Below are 17,890 nucleotides of genomic sequence, written 5' to 3' on the forward strand. Positions count from 1 at the left end.
CGTTACCTTACCGAAACATGCAGGATTAGTTTGTTTTTAATTTGACTCTGGTTTGCCTAAATTAGGGTACAGCACGAATGCACCATCCCCCTAACGTCAAAAAACGGTTAACGTAACTTCACAACTGGGGCGTTAGGTCTGGGTGCATCGATTAGGATGGCATCCATCTGTAGGTGTTACAGCCATTTTGATATACATAAGCCACGATGGCTTCGTCAGGATTTTTCCCTATAAGTCTGTAGATAGGAGGAAATTGTGATTTTTAAGCCAGCCTGCTTTACACTTTGGGCATTCCGTTGGTAGAAGCGGTTCTGTTCGTATTCGAACTGAATATTCTCCACCCTGCAGAGTTTGTTGTTGAAAGGCCGCACTGTGACTTCTCAAAAGGATCAAATCCAACGTCTTATTACTGAAATTGAAGCTACCCTGGCCAAACCAGCTTCCCGTTTGCCGTTGGGTTTGTCAGGAGAAGCTGAGCGGCAGCGCCAGCTTCTGAGTAAGTTGTTCAGCTACTTACAATCCCTGCAGCAGACCTTTGATTCGCCAGGGGGGTGGGGGCCAATTGACCCAGAAACCGGTCAGTTTGTCTCGCCACAGGCTGGCTCCTCAGATGTGGAGGAGTCTGCGTCCCAAGTGTTGCAAGGACTCCTGCTGGAGATGCGCTATCTCAGAGACAACTCTCTGAAACCTATGCGTCAGGAGTTAGAGACACTTCAGCAGAAGCGGGATAGTTTGCAGGCAGAGATTAACGTTTTAGAAGCGCAACGGGTTACGACTCCATTACAGTCCGAGGAGCAGATTGCTGCATTTTTAGAGACCTTAATGCAGCGTCTACAGGAGCAGCTATCAGCGCAGATGGTGCAGAGCTTTGCTGCTATGGAAGCGGCGACCTTGGAGCAATTAGCAACAACGGATGAACCAGCACCCTTATTAACAGGGCAGCGGCTGGAACAGGTGCGATTGCTACAGGCGCAATCGGATCAGCTGCTACTAAAGCTAGATAGTACTTTGACAGCGGTATTTGATTCTCTGCAAAAGAGCGTTGATAGCTACCGTGAGTCCCTGGAAGATGGTCTGGATCAAATGCATGGGTTAGGTCGGCAGGGTGAAGTGATTTTCCATGCCTTTGTGAATCATCTGGCTCAACAGCTGGGGCAGGATGCGTCGTCTTACCTGGCTGGTGATATCGCCGATGCTGAACGCCAAGGAATGTTGCAAGACCCAGAGGACTCTGTAACAACTGAGGTTGATTTAGATGCTGTCCAGCTAGATGAGTTGGATCAGGCTTTAGAGAATTTGTCACTAGAGGAAAGCATTGCCGAGGATGCAGTGACTGTTCCCCTGGAACTTGATCCTGACTTGGTGTTACCTGAGGATGCGATCGCATCTGAAGCAGCAGACGACTTTGACGACGACATTACGTTGATCCAAACCGATACCTTGTCTGAGCAAGCCTTGTTGGAGGAGGCTATGGCCTTTCATGGGGATATTGACGAGGATATTACCGTTATCCAAGCCGATAACGAATTGGTTGCAGATATTCAGGTTGATCTGGATGAGGAAATCACGCTGATTCAAGATGACGAAACCTCTGAGCTAGGATTTCTAGAGCAGGCAATCTCATCTTCCGAAGAGGCCCCTGAAGCCACATTTGTCGATAGTGACGACGTTATAGAGCTAAGCGAGGATTCAACATCTACAGAAGCAACGCCTGCAGCGGCCTCTGACGATGCAGGGGTAGACATCGGCTCTGACTCACTGAACCTGGACTTGCCCCTAGGTGATATTGATGAAAATCTTAGACTGTTAGCTTTAGGCGCAGACAGTGGCGAACTAATAGACAGCGACAAAGCCAGTGATGAACTCAATCAAGACGGATTGGCGGCTGCAGAGGCTGAAAACGAACTCTTTAGTTTTGATTTTGATACAGACCTCGACTTAGGCTTGGAAACCGACGAAGAGGAGGCCGAAGCCGAGACTGTTGATCGCTTGGCAGCGGCCTTGTTTCCAGAAGAACCAGTTGAATCTGACGTAGTTGTGGATGAAGCCTCAGAAGAGGAGACTGTTGATCGCTTGGCAGCAGCACTATTCCCAGAGGAGTCAGTCGGCGTTGACGATGTTTCAGGGTCTGAGGCCTTCGATGATGTACCTACCTTTGACCCAACGACCATTGCTATTCCGGAGCCTCCCTCATCTGAGACAGATATGTCGGCTGCCGGTCAGTTAGTTGATGATTGGCTATTTGCCCGCCCCTCACCTGAGGGTTCCTCGACTGAAGGAGACGATAGTGCTGCAATACCTTCGGAGCTATTGGATAACCTAAGTAGCGATGAATCAGCGATGACCAGGCCCATGGAAGATAGCCAAGAAGCTACTCCTGAGGTAACTGTCGAAACGATATTTGGCGATAGCCTGGTTGATGATGAAAATGATCTGAACGACGAAGGGCCTGATGACAATACGGTTGCTTCCTTGTTCGATCTATTGCCCGATGAGCAACCCTCAGGCGCTGTTGAAGAGTTCCCAGAGAATGTTCCAGATGATGTATATATTGCGGCCTCAGCGGATGAAGATTTAATCAACCTGGTGGAGTCGGGGGCTGAGCAGCGCCTATTAATCGATTTTGATGATGGCAAACTAGTGGAGCAGCTGGATGAGGATCTACAGAAACTGGCAGGGGATAACTTTGCCAATGACTATGGTGTAGAGGAAGATGACTCTCTTGAACCCTTAGATCAAGCAACGTTAGAAACCATTGTTCGAGATCTAAATTTAGAGGATTTAGATTTTGATGCTGACTCCGAGGCTGGTGGCGAAGATGAGCCAGTAGCTTCAATAGATATAGAGGCGTCAGAGCTTTCAGCATCCAGTCTACCTGATGCTGAAAGTGTTGATGAAGCGGCTGCCTCGCTGGTGCAACCACCCAGTGACGAAAGGTCAGGGTTTGACCTATTTGAGGGGTTTGCCACAGATGATGATGTTGACGATCCATCGGCCAATGAGCTAGATGTAGCTGCCATCACCTCATCTACAGCCACAGGTTCTGAAGCTAATTCTCAAGATTTAGATCTCTTGGGGCTAATGGCAGAGCCCATGACCGATGATTTGAGTGATTTTGACGATTTTGATGATGGATTAACTGACTCTCTTGCTGATGAGCTGGGTGGTCTTAGCGAACGCTCTAATGCTTTATCCCAAGAACCGATTACGGATGAGGTGGTTAATCAAATCCTCTCAGATTTGGAAGAGCCTGTCATTCAGCCAGATGACCCCTTAATCGTGCCTACTGTAGATTCCACGGAGCCGCATCTAGATTCAGCTTCTATGCCAGATTTACCTCCGGATTCTTTGGATGATGACGATCTAGATGCGGTGCCACCGGTTGACGATGACTTTTTACAAGAGGAACAGGAAGCCTTTTGGCAGACTATGGCTGACGAGGAGCGCCCTCAATCCTTGGCGGCTCAAGTGGCTGGTCCGGAGGTATCGGATGCAGACATTGAAGAAATGTTGGATGAACCTGAGGAAGCGGCTGATGTGACTGATATGCCGTTGGATGCTGCTTCGATATCTTCTGTGGATGATTTAGATGGCTTACTCAGACTAGATGAGGAGTTTCCTCTGCCAAGTCAGGAAATGGTGGCAGAGGAAAGTCTTGATTTAGGTGGCTTAGATGAGCTGTTTGGAGAGTCGGTGCCCGAGTTAGAAGCGCTTGATCAAGCCATGCCGGGGAGCGAAGAGGAGGAGACGACGGTTGACCCATTAGCGGCATTGGGTCTAGATGCGGATATATCTCCTGAGACATCCCCTGATGTATCCCCTGAGGGTCTGATACCAGAAGTGCCAGAACTTTTAGATGTGGGCATGACGATTGACCCCATTGCTGACTCGACCATTGAGACGTCAGAGGCGGTTGAGATGCCAGAGGCACCCATCACTATGCCTCCCGAGCCAGTGTCTGCAATGGATCTGGAAGGGCATTGGTTCTTGGGACTGGATGTGGGCTCAACCGGTCTGTCTGCGGTGCTCATGAACCGTCAAACTGGTCAGGTTTATCCCATTTATTGGCAGGCCCAAGGCGCTGATCCAGAGACTAAGCATTTTCGGTTGCCCGCCATGGCGGTTGTGACGGCAGCTCAGGAAACCGTGGCTGTGGGCTATAACGCCTTGGGAGATTTGGAGGGGTTGCTCAATCAATCTGGTGCAGAATTGGTGGGTCTTAATCGTCTCAAGCCATTGCTCAAGGTGGCCGTAGGCCATGGTCAAACTCTCCCTAATTCTGATCCTTGGTTACGCTGGTCCGATACGGTTGAGTTACCTATGCTGCAGGTTTTACAGGCGATGGTGGCGCTCCTGAAATATGTTGTGGATCAAGGCCAGGCTGTCGGTTTAGAGGATGAGGGTCTCGCGCAGATTTGGCAAAAATTGCAGGGAGTCATCGTTGGTTACCCTACCAATTGGCCGGATACTTACAGCTTTAATCTACGAGAAGCTGTGTTGGCCGCTGGGTTGATTGACCAACCTGAGCAGATTGTGTTTGTTGAGGATGCGATCGCAACCATTCTTTCTGGCCTGCCAGACCCCAAGGAAATATCCTTAACAGAAACAGTTTCGCTGTCGCGCCAACCTAGCCTGTACAACTGTAAGTGGCAGGAAGGTACCGTGGTCATCAGCGGCGGAGCCGTTATGACCGAATTAGGCTTAGTTAGCCTACCTAAGGATCTGACTCATCTCAACTATGCTGATTTTGCTCTGCGCGGTTTTGCCTATGCAGGGGATGCCCTGGACCAAGATATTGTCTGTCAGCTTCTATTGCCAGAAGAGCGTTGGCAACCTTTGTCTGAAGCCGATGCAACCATTGCCTGGGATTGGCAGGGCCATCTGGCAGAGGATGCGGACTGGCAGCAGTTCGACAATCTAACGCTACCGGCGGTGGGACATGTTGATTGGGCTCAGCGCTATAGCTTACAGCAGCGTTTGTTAGGCTCTAGTTTAGGCCAGAGTTTGCTAGCGGCGGCACGTCATCTCAAGCTGACCCTACAGCAGCAAAACCAAATGCAAATAACCCTGGCTGGGAAGCACTGGTTAATTAAACGCCGTCATCTTGAGAACCTCATCTTTTTGCCTTACATTCAGCGCATTAATCGCTATCTGAATGTTTTATTGAGTCATCATAGTGTTGATAGCCAAGGCATTAAACAGGTGATTTGCACTGGTGGTTCAGCATCTTTGCCAGCCATTGCCCGTTGGCTGCGACAAAAATTCCCCAATGCCACGATCATTCAAGATACCTATGCCAGTGAGCTTCCCCATAGCTGTAGCCGTGTTGCCTATGGCTTGGTGAATCTGGCTCGCTATCCCCAGGTGCTCAATGTCACGCGCCAGCAGTACAGCGATTACTTTTTGCTTATGGAATTGCTACGGGTCTTTCCACAGCAGCCGTTGCCTGTCGGAGCCATTATGCATTTGCTAGAACAGCGCGGTATCAATACCCAAGCCTGTCACTTGCATATCTTGGCCCTGTTAGAAGGCCACTTGCCTCCTGGGTTGGTGCCGACAGCGGCAGATCGAGGGTTGATTTGCGATCGCACTGCTGATTTACCTACCTATCGTGCACTGCTACAAACTCCGCTATTTAGTAAAACTGTTACTGAGTCAGGTGGGCAGATGTATATTCCTAATGAAGTGCAAGCTGAACAGCTGCGTGCTTACGTCAATCGCTTACTGGTTAATAAGGTACAAACCCTTGACGAGCCGTTGATTGCTCATCTTGAAGTCTTGGCTTAAACCGTCCCTGATCGCAACAGCAGACGGTAAGAACAGCAGTCATTGAGCTGATTGAATACCCCTTTCCCAGCTATGGCAAGCAGCTATGACGGGTGTAATAGTTTGTGCAGGGTAATGATTTTATCTTGACTATTTCAACTTTTTAGATAAAAACAAGCATCTGGTCTCAAAATCTGTAGAAATGTTTTTTGTGCTTGTAATCCTAATAAAAGAAACGGAGTAATTAGCTAATTACTCCGTTTCTTTTGCTAAATATTTTGCAAACTGTTAAACAGGTGTATGCGGTCGGATACGAATAACACTGAATACACGCCTAGATTCTAATTTAAACCTATGCTCAATGCTTAATCCTCATCCTCATCATTTTCATCCTTATTATCACCCAACTGAATCAAGTGGATATGCTTATAACCCAGCTTGATTTCAAACTCGTCTCCTGGCTTTAACCCCATTTCTTGGGTGTAAGTAGACCCAATAACAATTTGACCATTTTTGTGTACACTCACTCGATAAGTCGGTTCACGTCCGCGACCATCCTTAGTACTTTCTGGTCCTAGAGGAATCCCTCTAGCAGCTAGTAAAGCATCATAAAAATCAGTCAGATTTACCCTGACTTGATTGTCCTTAGTAATGCTGTAGTACCCGCACTCCTTAGCTTTCTCTCGCTTTGGTAGATGGGTGATTTCCTTCATTTTCTGAAGCAGCGCTTTCCCTGTCAGTGGCGTGGTTTTAGTATCAGCCATCGGATTTGAAGAATTAATGGTTAGATCTAGAAAGAGGCGATGTCGGTGAATTAATGGGATTAGAACTATATAACTCTCAATATTCGAGTTGTGTAGATCTCATTATTAGTGAGAGGACCTGATTATAACAGACGTAAAACCTGTTTATCTAGGAGTACTTAAACCCCAAGCTCCATCTAAATTGAAACTCTGAGTTTTCTCTACAAAAAACTACAGTTCTGACTACAGTTGCATCTAATATGCAAACTCTAGTGATACTAACAAATTATTGTCATTGTATATTCTTTGCATCTTACCTCTGATAGGTTCTTGACGTGAATTTTTTAACTGTGTTGTTCTAAAACGTATTTATTCTATCTAGAAAAAAACTAGTTTGGCTATGTCTAATTTTGGCTAAAAAGCTTTAATCTAATTTTTGCTAAGAGGTTGATTGGATTTTATTAAAGATATAAACGAAGCCTATCAACTGTAATAATGTGCTAGCTGTTAATAGTTCAGCAACTAATTTCTCTACCCTACAAAGGTAATTGATTTGTAGCTACACTAGTGATAGTTACTGGGTGCTATGGAATTGGCTATCATTTCGATAGAATGGTGAAGCTTTTTGACCAATGTTTTCTAGATTTGTAGCATTGGCCTTTTGTTTGTTTTTTATTTTTCTGATTGTGATATGTCTAAACCACTAGAGCCCGATACGTCACAATCGACTCCAGAGACATCCGCCGATGCGCCCGGTTTTGGTTGGACTGCTTATGCTGAACGTGTTAATGGTCGTTTTGCAATGGTGGGTTTTTTGGCCCTATTGTTGCTGGAGTTATTTACACGCCAAGATTTTTTTACCTGGATAGGGTTGCCTTAGAGTCTACTGAACTCTCATTTGATATTGCCCCTGTCCAGTTTGGTCATAAGCATTAACAATTATTCGATACTCACCGGTATAGGGTAGTTTTATCTGAATCGCTGCATCGCTGTTGTTTTGTGCCGTGTCGTCATTCTCAGCGATTTTGTTACCCTGCTCGTCAATGAGTAGTAAATATGCATCAAAATCTTGACTTGTGAGGGTAATGGTCACATCTTGTCCCTGTTGACCATTGAAATAGTATTCATCATAGAGACTGTTGTCCGTCAGCCGATCATCCTGCGTGCTTAAGCTCCCATTCTCGCTCAATAGATAGGTATTGCTATGGCTGGTTCCATTATTTGTCAGATTGCTAATGCTTAACTGATAGTCTCCTTGCTCACTGGCTCCATAAGAATTGGCGAATACAAAATAGGTGCCATTGGCGGGGAGGGTAATATCTAAACGGGCGTTACGACTATTGCCAGCGTCGTCGTTTTCGCCTAAAAATTCTTGATTTGGGCCATAGAGTAACAGGTAAGCGTCAACCTGATTGCTACTCATGGCGATGCTAATGCGCTGACCGGCTGTGCCCTCAAACGTATGGGCATTGAAATAGCTATTGTCCGGTAAAAGATTACTGTTGCTATCAAGGCGACCTAGCACCGCCCTGCCGTCAATGGCAATGGGTGAGGGCTCTTGCATCGTTCGATTTTGGCGAGATGCAGTTGTGTTAGCCGTGCCATTTCTAACAGCCGCAATGAAAGGGGTGATTTGGGGTGTTGCGATCGCAAAACCAATACCAATACTGCCTGCGTTTTCCCCCGTTGTAAAAATAGATGTATTGACGCCAATGAGTTCGCCGTTGCGATTGAGTAAAGGGCCACCTGAGTTACCGGGATTAATGGCCGCATCTGTTTGAATTAATCCGCGCTCTGCGTCGATACGGCTGACGATGCCCACTGTAAACGTTCCTTGTAGCCCAAAGGGATTCCCAATTGCAAACGCTTGCTGTCCTACTTGAGCATTGCTATTAGCTAAAGGAATAGTGGGAAATGTTGTATTTTCAACGTCAATTTGAATAGCGGCCAAGTCCAAATTCTCATCAGCATATCCAATTACCCGACCTGGAAACTGACGCCCATCTGCCAGGCTGACAGTAACTTGGCTGGCAGTGCCAACCACATGGGCGTTTGTAAGTACTAAACCGTCTTGGGTGATAATGCTGCCACTGCCAGTACTGTTGCCTGCATCAATAGCCACGACTGCGGGACTAGCTTGTTGATATACCCGGACATTCGTTTCTTCATTAAATCCTTGAGCCTGTGCTGCAGGAATCCCTTGGTGCAAGGTAAACGGTGTGTTTCCAAGAACACTTAGACCCAGGGTGCAGGCTAAAACACCTGAAAAGGATTTCAGAAAAATGGATGTCATTGCTTTTTCAGCAGAAGGGGAAGTTTCCTATAAGATACTCGTAACTATCAAACGATTCCGGTAACCCCAGATAAGATTTCACAAGAGCTTCCCGACCGCTTACGTAAACATTACTAACTAAAAAGGGAGCAACTTAAGTTGCTCCCTTTTTAGTTAGTAATAGAAGCTGTTGGGTGTATGACCTTAGGCTAAACCAGTATTAGCTCCAGGCTTACCAGTTGCCAGTTCTACCTTGACAATCTTGCCGCCCATCTTTTGAATTCGCTGCTGCTCGCGAAACCAGCTGTCGTAGGGAACGAGCTTAGTAAAAAAAGTATTCTGTAGCTCGCGCTGGGTGCGAATGCGAGATTGACTCGGCACACAGGCAGTAATCCGAAACATACGCATAGCAGAGATGTCTCCTACTCTTAAACAAAAACTAATTTTTCAAATCAATTGCGAAAGGCCCATTAACTGGAGCAATGTTTATTTTGCTTTAGATTAATTGGGCTAACTATCAGCTGAGTGAGAGTCAAACTAGCACTGCTTAACGTTGCTAGGTGTTCAGTCTCAAACTGCCCAAATAGATGGATGTGTCTATGACTTAGTCCTTAGGATGTTTGTAACAAGAACCCAAATGCTAACCATAGAGTTAAAAATTCGGAAGTCCGATAACCAATGACCAGCTGTCATAATCCCTCAGCATAGACAGATTGTGATCAGCTAACACTCGCTTCAGACTTCCGAAATAGCGCTAGATTGGCTTTACCAATCTAAACCACATGAGCTTGACCTAGCTAAGGCCAGAGCAGATGTAGTCAAAGTAAATACCCATTTCCTTACCAGCGTCAGCGCCAACAAGGCTAGCAGTTACTTCTTTCATAGCCTGAATAGCTTGGACAGTGGCACCTACGGGTACACCTAGAGAGTTGTAAGTCTCCTTCAAACCGTTAAGCACACGCTCATCCAGGATGGAAGGATCACCAGCCAACATAGCGTAGGTGGAATAGCGTAGATAGTAGTCCAAGTCGCGGATGCAAGCAGCATAGCGACGAGTGGTGTACATATTGCCACCAGGGCGAGTGATGTCAGAGTACAGTAGAGCCTTTGCTACAGCATCCTTAACGATTTCGGAAGCATTTGCACCGATTGCAGTAGCTGCACGAACACGCAGCTCACCAGTCTGGAAGTAAGCAGCCAGCTTATCCATGGAAGACTGATCAAGGTACTTACCCTGAACGTCCGAAGAATTAATTACAGAAGTAATCGCGTCTTGCATGATTTGAATTCCTTAGTGAAATTTGACGATGTGGCTAAATAGCGTAATGGGAAAACCGAGTCGCTTAACCCAACATCGCGCCAACAACGTAATCGAAGTAAGAAGCGGCTTCAGCAGCATCATCACCAGATAGCAGAGAAGATGAAACACCCTTCATAAAGCGAACTGAATCAGCTACAGCAGGAATGGATGTACCTAGAGAGTTGTACATCTCCTTAGCACCTACTAGACCAATCTCCTCAATGGGAGTCACATCACCAGCAACAATACCGTAGGTGATAAGACGTAGGTAGTAGTCCATGTCACGTAGACAAGTTGCGGTCATTTCTTCACCGTAGGCGTTACCACCGGGAGAAACAACGTCAGGACGCTTTTGGAAAAGCTGATCACCAGCCTGCTTGATGATGCGCTCACGGGACTCAGTTAGAACCTGAGCAATGCGGAGACGACGCTCACCAGAAGTAACGAATCCCTTGATTCGATCCAATTCACCAGGGCTAAGGTAACGGGCCTCAGCATCGGCATTCACGATTGATTTCGTGACAATACTCATCTATGGATTCCTCCGAAAGAATATATTCAGGTGAAACTATCACTGTTCACCTTGAAAAAACTGATATCACCTTTTTAAAAAGTAACAGCAGTCTCATTTCCACTCTAAATCAAATCAAGCAGGCAACCTATGGGCCGATTCAATGCTTAATTCGACGATTGAAGCATGCCAAATATCAGCTTAGATTTCGAGAAATCTTTTATCAGCTTAGCTACCTTCCGAGAGTATTTTCCGGTATTCGGCTGACCTTCTTAGGGAGTGCGTAATATTTTGTAATAGTATCCCTCAGAATTGCTCTATGTTATCTAACATCAAGCTATCTAAAACTAATATGACACCTGTCAATAGCCAAGCTTTAAATCGGCTTAGCTATTGTTGGGTGTTCTTAGACGCTGCTTAATGGGACCTACGCACAAACTAACTAGGTGTCAATAGATGCTGTTGGTGAGACTGAAGGCGCAAAGCTGGGAACGACAACATCATCATTTTGACGAGTGAGCTGCTGATATAAGCGCTCAGTGTTGGGGAAATTAGCTGCTGGCAATGTTGGGAAGCGACGATAGGGGACCGTATCTTCGCCAAAGAATTCAGCATATTCAGGCGTTTCGACCATGGTTTGAATAAAGCCACGGATGCCCTGGGTTGCCAAAATCTGGTTGTATTTCCGAATCTCTATCTGATTTAGAGGAGCACGTCCTAGGAAGTGCTTGGTGCCTAGCTCAATCACTTTAGTGTTGGGATAGGGGGCATAGAACTCTTTCTGATAGAGATCAGAGCAGCCTAGGCCTTCAATAAACTCCTTCATGTTGATCTCGCCGTTGCTCAGCTGACTCTCAAGGGAGGTGAACTCGGTCTTGATGACATAGGGAGAAATGTCACGCTCAAAGACCTGACGGTAGGCTGCCTGAGTGACCAGCTTGATATTGGCCTTGTCATACAGACTAGTGAGCTTGAAGACTTTGGACTGAACACGACGTAAATTAACGCCTTGGCCCATGCGCTTGTGAACTTCGATATCGCCTCGAGAGGAGTTAACGGCACCCAGTTCAACAAAGCGGGGAACCTGGGGCTTAGATACAGGCTTAAGACCAGTAGCATCAACGGTCCCAGTACGGAAGGACCTGAGGGATTGACCCGCTGGAGTCACGTAACGCTCGTAGGGAATGGTGTCATCTCCGAAGACCTCGGTGTACTCCGGGCTATCAATCAGCGTATCCACCAGGGCATAGAATCCTTGCCTAGCACAAATGTCGAAGTACTTGTTGGTTTCTTGACGACCGTAGGTGGGGCGGCCTAACAAACGACGATGAATGTATTCAACAGCCTTCATAACATAGAGAGAAGACCAGTAGGTCTTGCGGAAGGCTTCTGATTTTGAGATCGCACGCACAAAGTCGCGCATACAGATGTCACCATTTTCGAGGCGATTCTCAGCGGACTTAAGCTCTTGACCCGCATAAACATCTCGACCAAATACCTGACGATAAGCGGCTCGAATGATTGTTTGGGTGGAGCTTTCAGCAAACTTGATATTGGCCCCATTACCCGCTGGTATCTGGTCTAATTTGAATACCTTGGGTCCTAAGCTCCCTGGAGATTTAGGACGAGCACCAGGATTGCTCACCTGACTATCAATACCGGCACCCCGACGAATTAGGATACGACGGGTATCTTTGCTGAAGGGAGCAGGGCTGCTGCTGGGATTACGAGTTTCCTTAGGAAAGATCGCACCAAACTGAATTTCTAGCGGGTCGTTACCAGAGCCATAAGGGTGCTGATCGGGTAAGGGCTGATCATAGGAGGCAAACGTCGTCAAAAACTCAGGGTTTTTGCGGAAAGGTGCACTGTAGTTCAGCAAGTTTTGCTGAGGTCCCCAGTTGCGACATTCCTGCGCTTCCTGGCCCAAACCCCGGAGATACGGTACCGTCTCTTCCCCAAAGTAGTCGCCGTACTCATCAGAGTCGATCAGAGCATCTACGAGTTTGGGGAGACCGCCTTCAGAAACGATGGAGAAATATTTCTGAACTTCTTCACGGGAGCCGGGACCACGGCCCAAAATGTGACGAAATGCTAATTCTAGAGCACGACTGTTGATGTAAGGCTCAAAGAAGTTCTTGCGGTATAAAGGCGACTTCGCTAGGCGACGAATAAACTCTTTCATCGCGATTTCGCCATTTTTAACCTGAGATTCCAGATTAGAAATGTCTAAGGAATAGGCTCGCTTAATATCGCGCTCAAAGACCTGACGATAGGCCGCTTTCACCACTGTATTTTTTTCAGCAGTTGAGAGGCCCGGCTTCATTACGAACTTGGGGCGACGCTCAGCCGCATTGAAATAGATTTGGGGTAGTTGCAGACCTTGCAGATCCTTGGATGGACGCTGACGTAGCTTATTGGAGGGGGCGGGAGCCTTAAATTCATCAATCAACAGATTGAAATAGGACCGAATCAGCTCTTGGGCTTCGGTGTCCCCTCTGAAGTAGCCGATGCTTGCCGCGCGCATAGTTTGGAGAGCGACCAAGGTAGCTGCGGAAGAACAGGCGTCTTCGATGATTTCCCGCAATCCACGAACGTTAACCGCAATGATGTTAGGGTCGCCAGCAACGATGGCATAGGTCAGGTAGCGCAGGAACCAGCTCATGTCTCGTAGGGACTTTTGCATGTTGCTGGGACCGTAGCGACCTACGTTGATGGGGCGAAATCCAGGGGGAATTGGACCAAGGTCGCCAGCACTACTAACCAAGCCCCTTAATCCAGAAAACAGACCACCACTGTCCCCCTTTTCAATGTAGGTTTCTGTACCTGAATCGCCTTGAGCTGCCATAGCCATGTCGACCGGCTCAGGTGCAACTCTCTCCAGGTAAGACAGGGGGGAGCCCCCAGTAAAGATACGGTTGGCGGCTTGAGAAACGATCAGCTCGGAATATTGAGTAATAATCTGTGCGATCGCAATACGCTTCCGACCCGACTTAAAGAAGTCAGATAGTTCAGATAACTCACCCCGCTCCATGTAGCGGTCTTGCTGCTCGGCCTGAGTAATCGCGGTAACCGGCAAGGTTTGATAAAGTTGTGGCCGCACTAAGGAGCTTCCACCACTAGCAGTTACAGTCATTCCTTTTCAAAGGCTCCCTTCTAAAATTTGATTGCAATAGGTGATTGCATCAGACCCCTCCCTCAGCGCCGAGCAACTCCAGATCTTAAAAATGATCCAGAGCATTGGTTAATACCATCAGGCAGCGCGATGGGCCGATAGGCTCTTGTGACAGTTCCAGATTAAATCGATTGCGGACACTAAGATGCCTGTCTAAAGACTGTGTAACATCTTGTTATTAGCCCACTGAGTCATCATAAAAGAAGGCGTGTCAGTGGATGAGAAGAAAGATAAGTTTTGTTACTTGAATTTACGAAGCATTTCTCGAAAAGTGGCACCCTTAAAGGGTTAGAGTTTTGAGTTTTGCGTGCCTAGGTTTGAACTCTAGGTATTTGCGGTGAGGAAACATGGCTGGGTAGAGCTATGGAGTTTGACGCATTCAAAACTCGAAACTGAGAATCCTAAACTATGTCTCCCATGACTTCCGAAAACGAAGCTGCTGTTAGTGCAGCGGTTGCCAAGCTGTATGACACATACCCATTTCCACCCGAACCCCTGATTGATGAACCCCCTCCTGGTTATAACTGGCGATGGTATTGGCCCACGGCTTACAACTTTTGCACCGGCCGATTACCTGAAACTGAGCAGGTCAGGATTCTAGATGCAGGCTGTGGTTCTGGTGTAGGTACTGAATATTTGGTTCACCTAAACCCTCAGGCTCAGGTTACCGGAATTGATCTGAGTGCCGGCACGTTGAAAGTGGCTCGTGAGCGTTGCCAGCGTTCAGGGGCTGATCGAGTAACGTTTCAAAATCTCAGCATCTATGATGTTGACCAGATTGCAGGACAATTTGATCTGATCAACTGTGTAGGTGTGCTCCACCACATGCCCGATCCGATTAAGGGCATTCAGTCGTTAGCTGCTAAGGTTGCGCCAGGCGGTTTACTGCATATTTTTGTCTATGCAGCGTTAGGGCGATGGGAAATCTCCTTGATGCAAGAAGCGATCGCCATGCTTCAGGGCGAAAACCGTGGCGATTATCGTGATGGCGTATCTGTTGGCCGTCAACTCTTTGAGGCGTTGCCTGAAAACAACCGCATCGTCAAACGTGACAAAGAGCGCTGGGCCTTAGAAAATCATCAGGACGAATGCTTTGCTGATATGTATGTCCATCCCCAGGAGGTGGACTATACCATCGATACTCTATTTGAATTGATCGATGCTTCTGGATTAGAGTTTGTGGGATTCTCTAACCCTCAATATTGGAGCCTAGAACGTCTGATTGCTAAAGCTCCTGACGTGATGGAACGTGCTCAAAAGTTAGATCGGCGAGCCCAATATCGATTGATTGAGCTGCTTGATCCTGAACTTACCCACTATGAATTTTTCCTGGCTCGTCCCCCCCTCCTTTGTATGGACTGGTCCGATGATCAGCGCCTGCTAGCTGCTTATCCAACGCTGACCCCCTGTCTGTCTGGTTGGCCCAGCCGGTCATTTTTTAATGCCGATTATCAGCTGATTCAAGTCAGTGATAGCGAATATGAATTTTTGCAGGCTTGTGAAGCAAGTGCGGGCAAAAAAGAAACCGTAGCCGATGTGTTGGCAAAATCCCCCTTAGAGCTGTCGGAAGTGCGCTCATTACAATCACGACAACTGATTCTGCTAGAACCATCCGAATAGCATCAGGATAGGAACGCCGATACTTGACTCAACTAGTTGAGTCAAGTATCGCTTTTGCTAAATATTATTTTTATATATGAGTGGTAAAAAAATGCTTACCTGTGGTACGCCAGGGGATTCGTATTAAGTATTGTTAGCTTTAAATGATATGATTGACCTCGGCTTGCAGGAAGGGCTTCGGCCCCTATTGCAAGTTTGCCTAGGCTAGTTTGAGTGATTTCTGTGAATTTGCCAGACGAACCTCTTAGAGACTCATCTATGGATGAAAATGATGGTGCAACGGATGTTAATTCCGAAGCCTTGGTGACTGGAGAAGTTTCTCCAGAGCCTCACTCTTCTATGGAAGAGTACTACCAACTTCAAAACGAGTTGTTTTTGTGGACACTCTTGCTGATGTTGGTAACCTTCATTTCGGTTTGGATGGCCTACTCCCTCAACACAGCCCTAAATTACTTAATTGGGGCATGTTCGGGCGTGGTTTACTTGAAGTTACTGGCTAAAAGCGTTGAGAAACTTGGTAGAGAAAAATCTAAAGTGGGCAAGAATCAGCTTGCTCTTTTTATTGGGTTAATAGTAGTTGCATCCCAGGTGGATCAATTGCAAATCGTCCCAATTTTTTTAGGTTTCCTAACCTACAAAGCTGCCCTCATCGCATACATGCTCAAGTCATTGTCAACGACCTAAACAGTCTGTGATTTTGCCCTGGCTGAATTAGCCGCTAATCATTTGGCCTACTGTCTTTTTGGTCAACCTAACCTGAATTAAGATGCTAAGTTTGCTGCACTTTGATGTGTTGCCGTTAGCGGAGCTAGAGGTAGGTCATCACTTCTATTGGCATCTGGGAGGACTTAAACTCCATGGCCAGGTCTTTTTGACCTCTTGGTTTGTGATTGGACTGCTTCTTATAGCTTCTGTTCTGGCTACCCGAAATATGCAAAGGGTGCCTCAGGGTATGCAGAACCTGATGGAGTATGTCTTTGAGTTTGTCAGAGACATTGCGAAGAATCAGCTCGGCGAAAAGGAATATCGTCCTTGGCTGCCGTTTGTAGGCACATTGTTTCTGTTTATCTTTGTGTCTAATTGGTCGGGGGCACTTCTCCCTTGGCATGTAATTGAAATTCCTGAAGGAGAGCTTGCTGCTCCAACCGGTGATATCAATACAACGGTTGCTCTGGCTTTACTGACGTCCTTAGCATATTTTTATGCAGGATTTAAAAAGCGAGGTTTAGGATATTTCGCGAAATACATTGAGCCAACTCCAATTTTGCTACCGATCGCAATTCTTGAAGACTTCACCAAGCCACTTTCACTGAGCTTCCGTCTCTTTGGAAATATCTTGGCAGATGAACTTGTAGTTGCCGTTCTGGTGCTATTGGTCCCTTTGTTTGTCCCCCTGCCCGTTATGATGTTGGGGCTGTTTACTAGTGCCATCCAGGCATTGGTGTTTGCTACTTTAGCGGCAGCCTATATTCACGAGGCTTTGGAAGGGCATGGTGACGAAGGTCACGAGGAGCATGCTTAGCCCCTATTGCTAGAGCGCTTCTAACCTGCAAGTGGCTTTGTTTACTTGCTTTTACTGACTCTCAGTCTTGTTTGTTTCGTATATACCGAAAAGGAAATACATTATGGATCCGTTAGTTGCTTCTGCTTCAGTTATCGCCGCTTCTCTAGCAGTTGGCCTAGCCGCAATTGGCCCTGGTATTGGTCAGGGTAATGCTTCTGGTAAAGCTGTCGAAGGTATTGCTCGTCAGCCCGAAGCAGAAGGTAAAATTCGCGGTACTTTGCTGCTGACTCTTGCATTTATGGAGTCTCTTACCATCTACGGTCTGGTTATTTCTCTGGTACTTCTGTTTGCAAACCCCCTTGCTTAAAGAAGGTTGGCTTTAGGGGCGTTATCTGTGTTCATGGTCCGCATAGGGATTGAACCCTTTGCAGGTAACGCCCTAGTAACTACATTGTGTTGGATTACACCTGAGTTGGGCCAATAACTATTTGTTTCTTCAACTTTTTTGAATGTTGATGGGTTCTCAGGTTTAGGGAAATCGAAAAATGTTTGATTTTGACGCAACGCTGCCTTTGATGGCTTTGCAATTTGTGTTACTCACGTTTCTTCTGAACGCAGTTTTTTTCAAGCCGATTTCAAAGACGCTTGATGATCGTGATGGCTATATTCGAACTAGTAAGTCCTCTGCTGCAGAGTATTTAGAGGCAGCTGAAAAGCTTGCTAAGCAATACGATCAGGAGTTGGCCGACAGTAGGAGACAGGCTCAGCAGTTAATTGCTCAGGCCCAGGCAGAAGCAAAAGAGACTGTTGATAAACAGATCGCTCAGGCTCAGGCAGATGCGCAGCAGCAGCGTGAGCAGGTTCAGAGGGAGTTGGATCAGCAGAAACAGGAGGCTTTGCAGGCTCTTGAGGGGCAAGTTGATTCTCTGAGTCAACAGATTTTAGGCAAGCTTTTGGGTGCTTCGGCTGCTTAGGCTAAATTATTTTGTCCTTCTGACTCGC

At 46.8% G+C, this 17,890-nt stretch carries 13 protein-coding genes; 7 read left to right on the forward strand and 6 right to left on the reverse strand.

The features are described 5' to 3' along the window. The first annotated feature begins 372 nt into the window (after positions 1–372). Positions 373–5,787, forward strand: coding sequence for a hypothetical protein (locus U2F10_RS20700; protein ID WP_499873165.1), 5,415 nt, complete (start codon positions 373–375; stop codon positions 5,785–5,787). A gap of 344 nt (positions 5,788–6,131) precedes the next feature. Here the strand turns inward: U2F10_RS20700 and U2F10_RS20705 are convergent, their stop codons facing one another. Beyond that, the gene (locus U2F10_RS20705; protein ID WP_006516225.1) at positions 6,132–6,530 is read right to left on the reverse strand and encodes an AbrB family transcriptional regulator; all 399 of its coding nucleotides are present in this window, start codon (positions 6,528–6,530) and stop codon (positions 6,132–6,134) included. A 670-nt stretch (positions 6,531–7,200) separates the two neighbouring features. On the opposite strand from U2F10_RS20705, the gene U2F10_RS20710 reads away from it, so the two are divergent. Beyond that, positions 7,201–7,389, forward strand: a complete 189-nt coding sequence (locus U2F10_RS20710) for a CAB/ELIP/HLIP family chlorophyll-binding protein (protein ID WP_163662447.1) — start codon at positions 7,201–7,203, stop codon at positions 7,387–7,389. A 3-nt stretch (positions 7,390–7,392) separates the two neighbouring features. Here the strand turns inward: U2F10_RS20710 and U2F10_RS20715 are convergent, their stop codons facing one another. The 5 genes from U2F10_RS20715 to U2F10_RS20735 form a co-directional block, all read right to left on the reverse strand. After that, complete coding sequence (locus U2F10_RS20715; RefSeq protein ID WP_163702593.1) at positions 7,393–8,802, reverse strand: trypsin-like peptidase domain-containing protein; 1,410 nt, start codon at positions 8,800–8,802, stop codon at positions 7,393–7,395. A 183-nt stretch (positions 8,803–8,985) separates the two neighbouring features. Beyond that, complete coding sequence (locus U2F10_RS20720; RefSeq protein ID WP_006516222.1) at positions 8,986–9,189, reverse strand: phycobilisome linker polypeptide; 204 nt, start codon at positions 9,187–9,189, stop codon at positions 8,986–8,988. Positions 9,190–9,574: 385 nt separating this feature from the next. After that, complete coding sequence (gene apcB / locus U2F10_RS20725; protein WP_006516221.1) at positions 9,575–10,060, reverse strand: allophycocyanin subunit beta; 486 nt, start codon at positions 10,058–10,060, stop codon at positions 9,575–9,577. A 64-nt stretch (positions 10,061–10,124) separates the two neighbouring features. Continuing rightward, positions 10,125–10,613, reverse strand: coding sequence for an allophycocyanin subunit alpha (apcA, locus tag U2F10_RS20730; protein ID WP_006516220.1), 489 nt, complete (start codon positions 10,611–10,613; stop codon positions 10,125–10,127). Positions 10,614–11,034: 421 nt separating this feature from the next. Next, positions 11,035–13,725, reverse strand: a complete 2,691-nt coding sequence (locus U2F10_RS20735) for a phycobilisome rod-core linker polypeptide (RefSeq protein ID WP_499873166.1) — start codon at positions 13,723–13,725, stop codon at positions 11,035–11,037. 447 nt (positions 13,726–14,172) lie between these two features. Between U2F10_RS20735 and U2F10_RS20740 the strand changes: the two genes are divergently transcribed. The 5 genes from U2F10_RS20740 (at position 14,173) to U2F10_RS20760 (ending at position 17,862) form a co-directional block, all read left to right on the forward strand. Further along, on the forward strand, positions 14,173–15,384 hold the full coding sequence (locus U2F10_RS20740) for a class I SAM-dependent methyltransferase (protein WP_006516218.1): 1,212 nt from the start codon (positions 14,173–14,175) through the stop codon (positions 15,382–15,384). A 258-nt stretch (positions 15,385–15,642) separates the two neighbouring features. Beyond that, entirely contained in the window at positions 15,643–16,068 is a 426-nt protein-coding gene (locus U2F10_RS20745; protein ID WP_163662442.1) for an ATP synthase subunit I, read from the forward strand. Between the two features lie 76 nt (positions 16,069–16,144). Then, complete coding sequence (gene atpB, locus U2F10_RS20750) at positions 16,145–16,906, forward strand: F0F1 ATP synthase subunit A (RefSeq protein ID WP_172642684.1); 762 nt, start codon at positions 16,145–16,147, stop codon at positions 16,904–16,906. Positions 16,907–17,009: 103 nt separating this feature from the next. Continuing rightward, on the forward strand, positions 17,010–17,255 hold the full coding sequence (atpE, locus tag U2F10_RS20755) for an ATP synthase F0 subunit C (protein ID WP_006516215.1): 246 nt from the start codon (positions 17,010–17,012) through the stop codon (positions 17,253–17,255). A 178-nt stretch (positions 17,256–17,433) separates the two neighbouring features. Further along, the gene (locus U2F10_RS20760) at positions 17,434–17,862 is read left to right on the forward strand and encodes a F0F1 ATP synthase subunit B' (RefSeq protein WP_163662439.1); all 429 of its coding nucleotides are present in this window, start codon (positions 17,434–17,436) and stop codon (positions 17,860–17,862) included. Positions 17,863–17,890 lie beyond the last annotated feature (28 nt).

The sequence above is a fragment of the Leptothoe sp. EHU-05/26/07-4 genome (assembly GCF_043421015.1).
GTDB classification, from domain to species: domain Bacteria; phylum Cyanobacteriota; class Cyanobacteriia; order Phormidesmidales; family Phormidesmidaceae; genus Leptothoe; species Leptothoe turfae.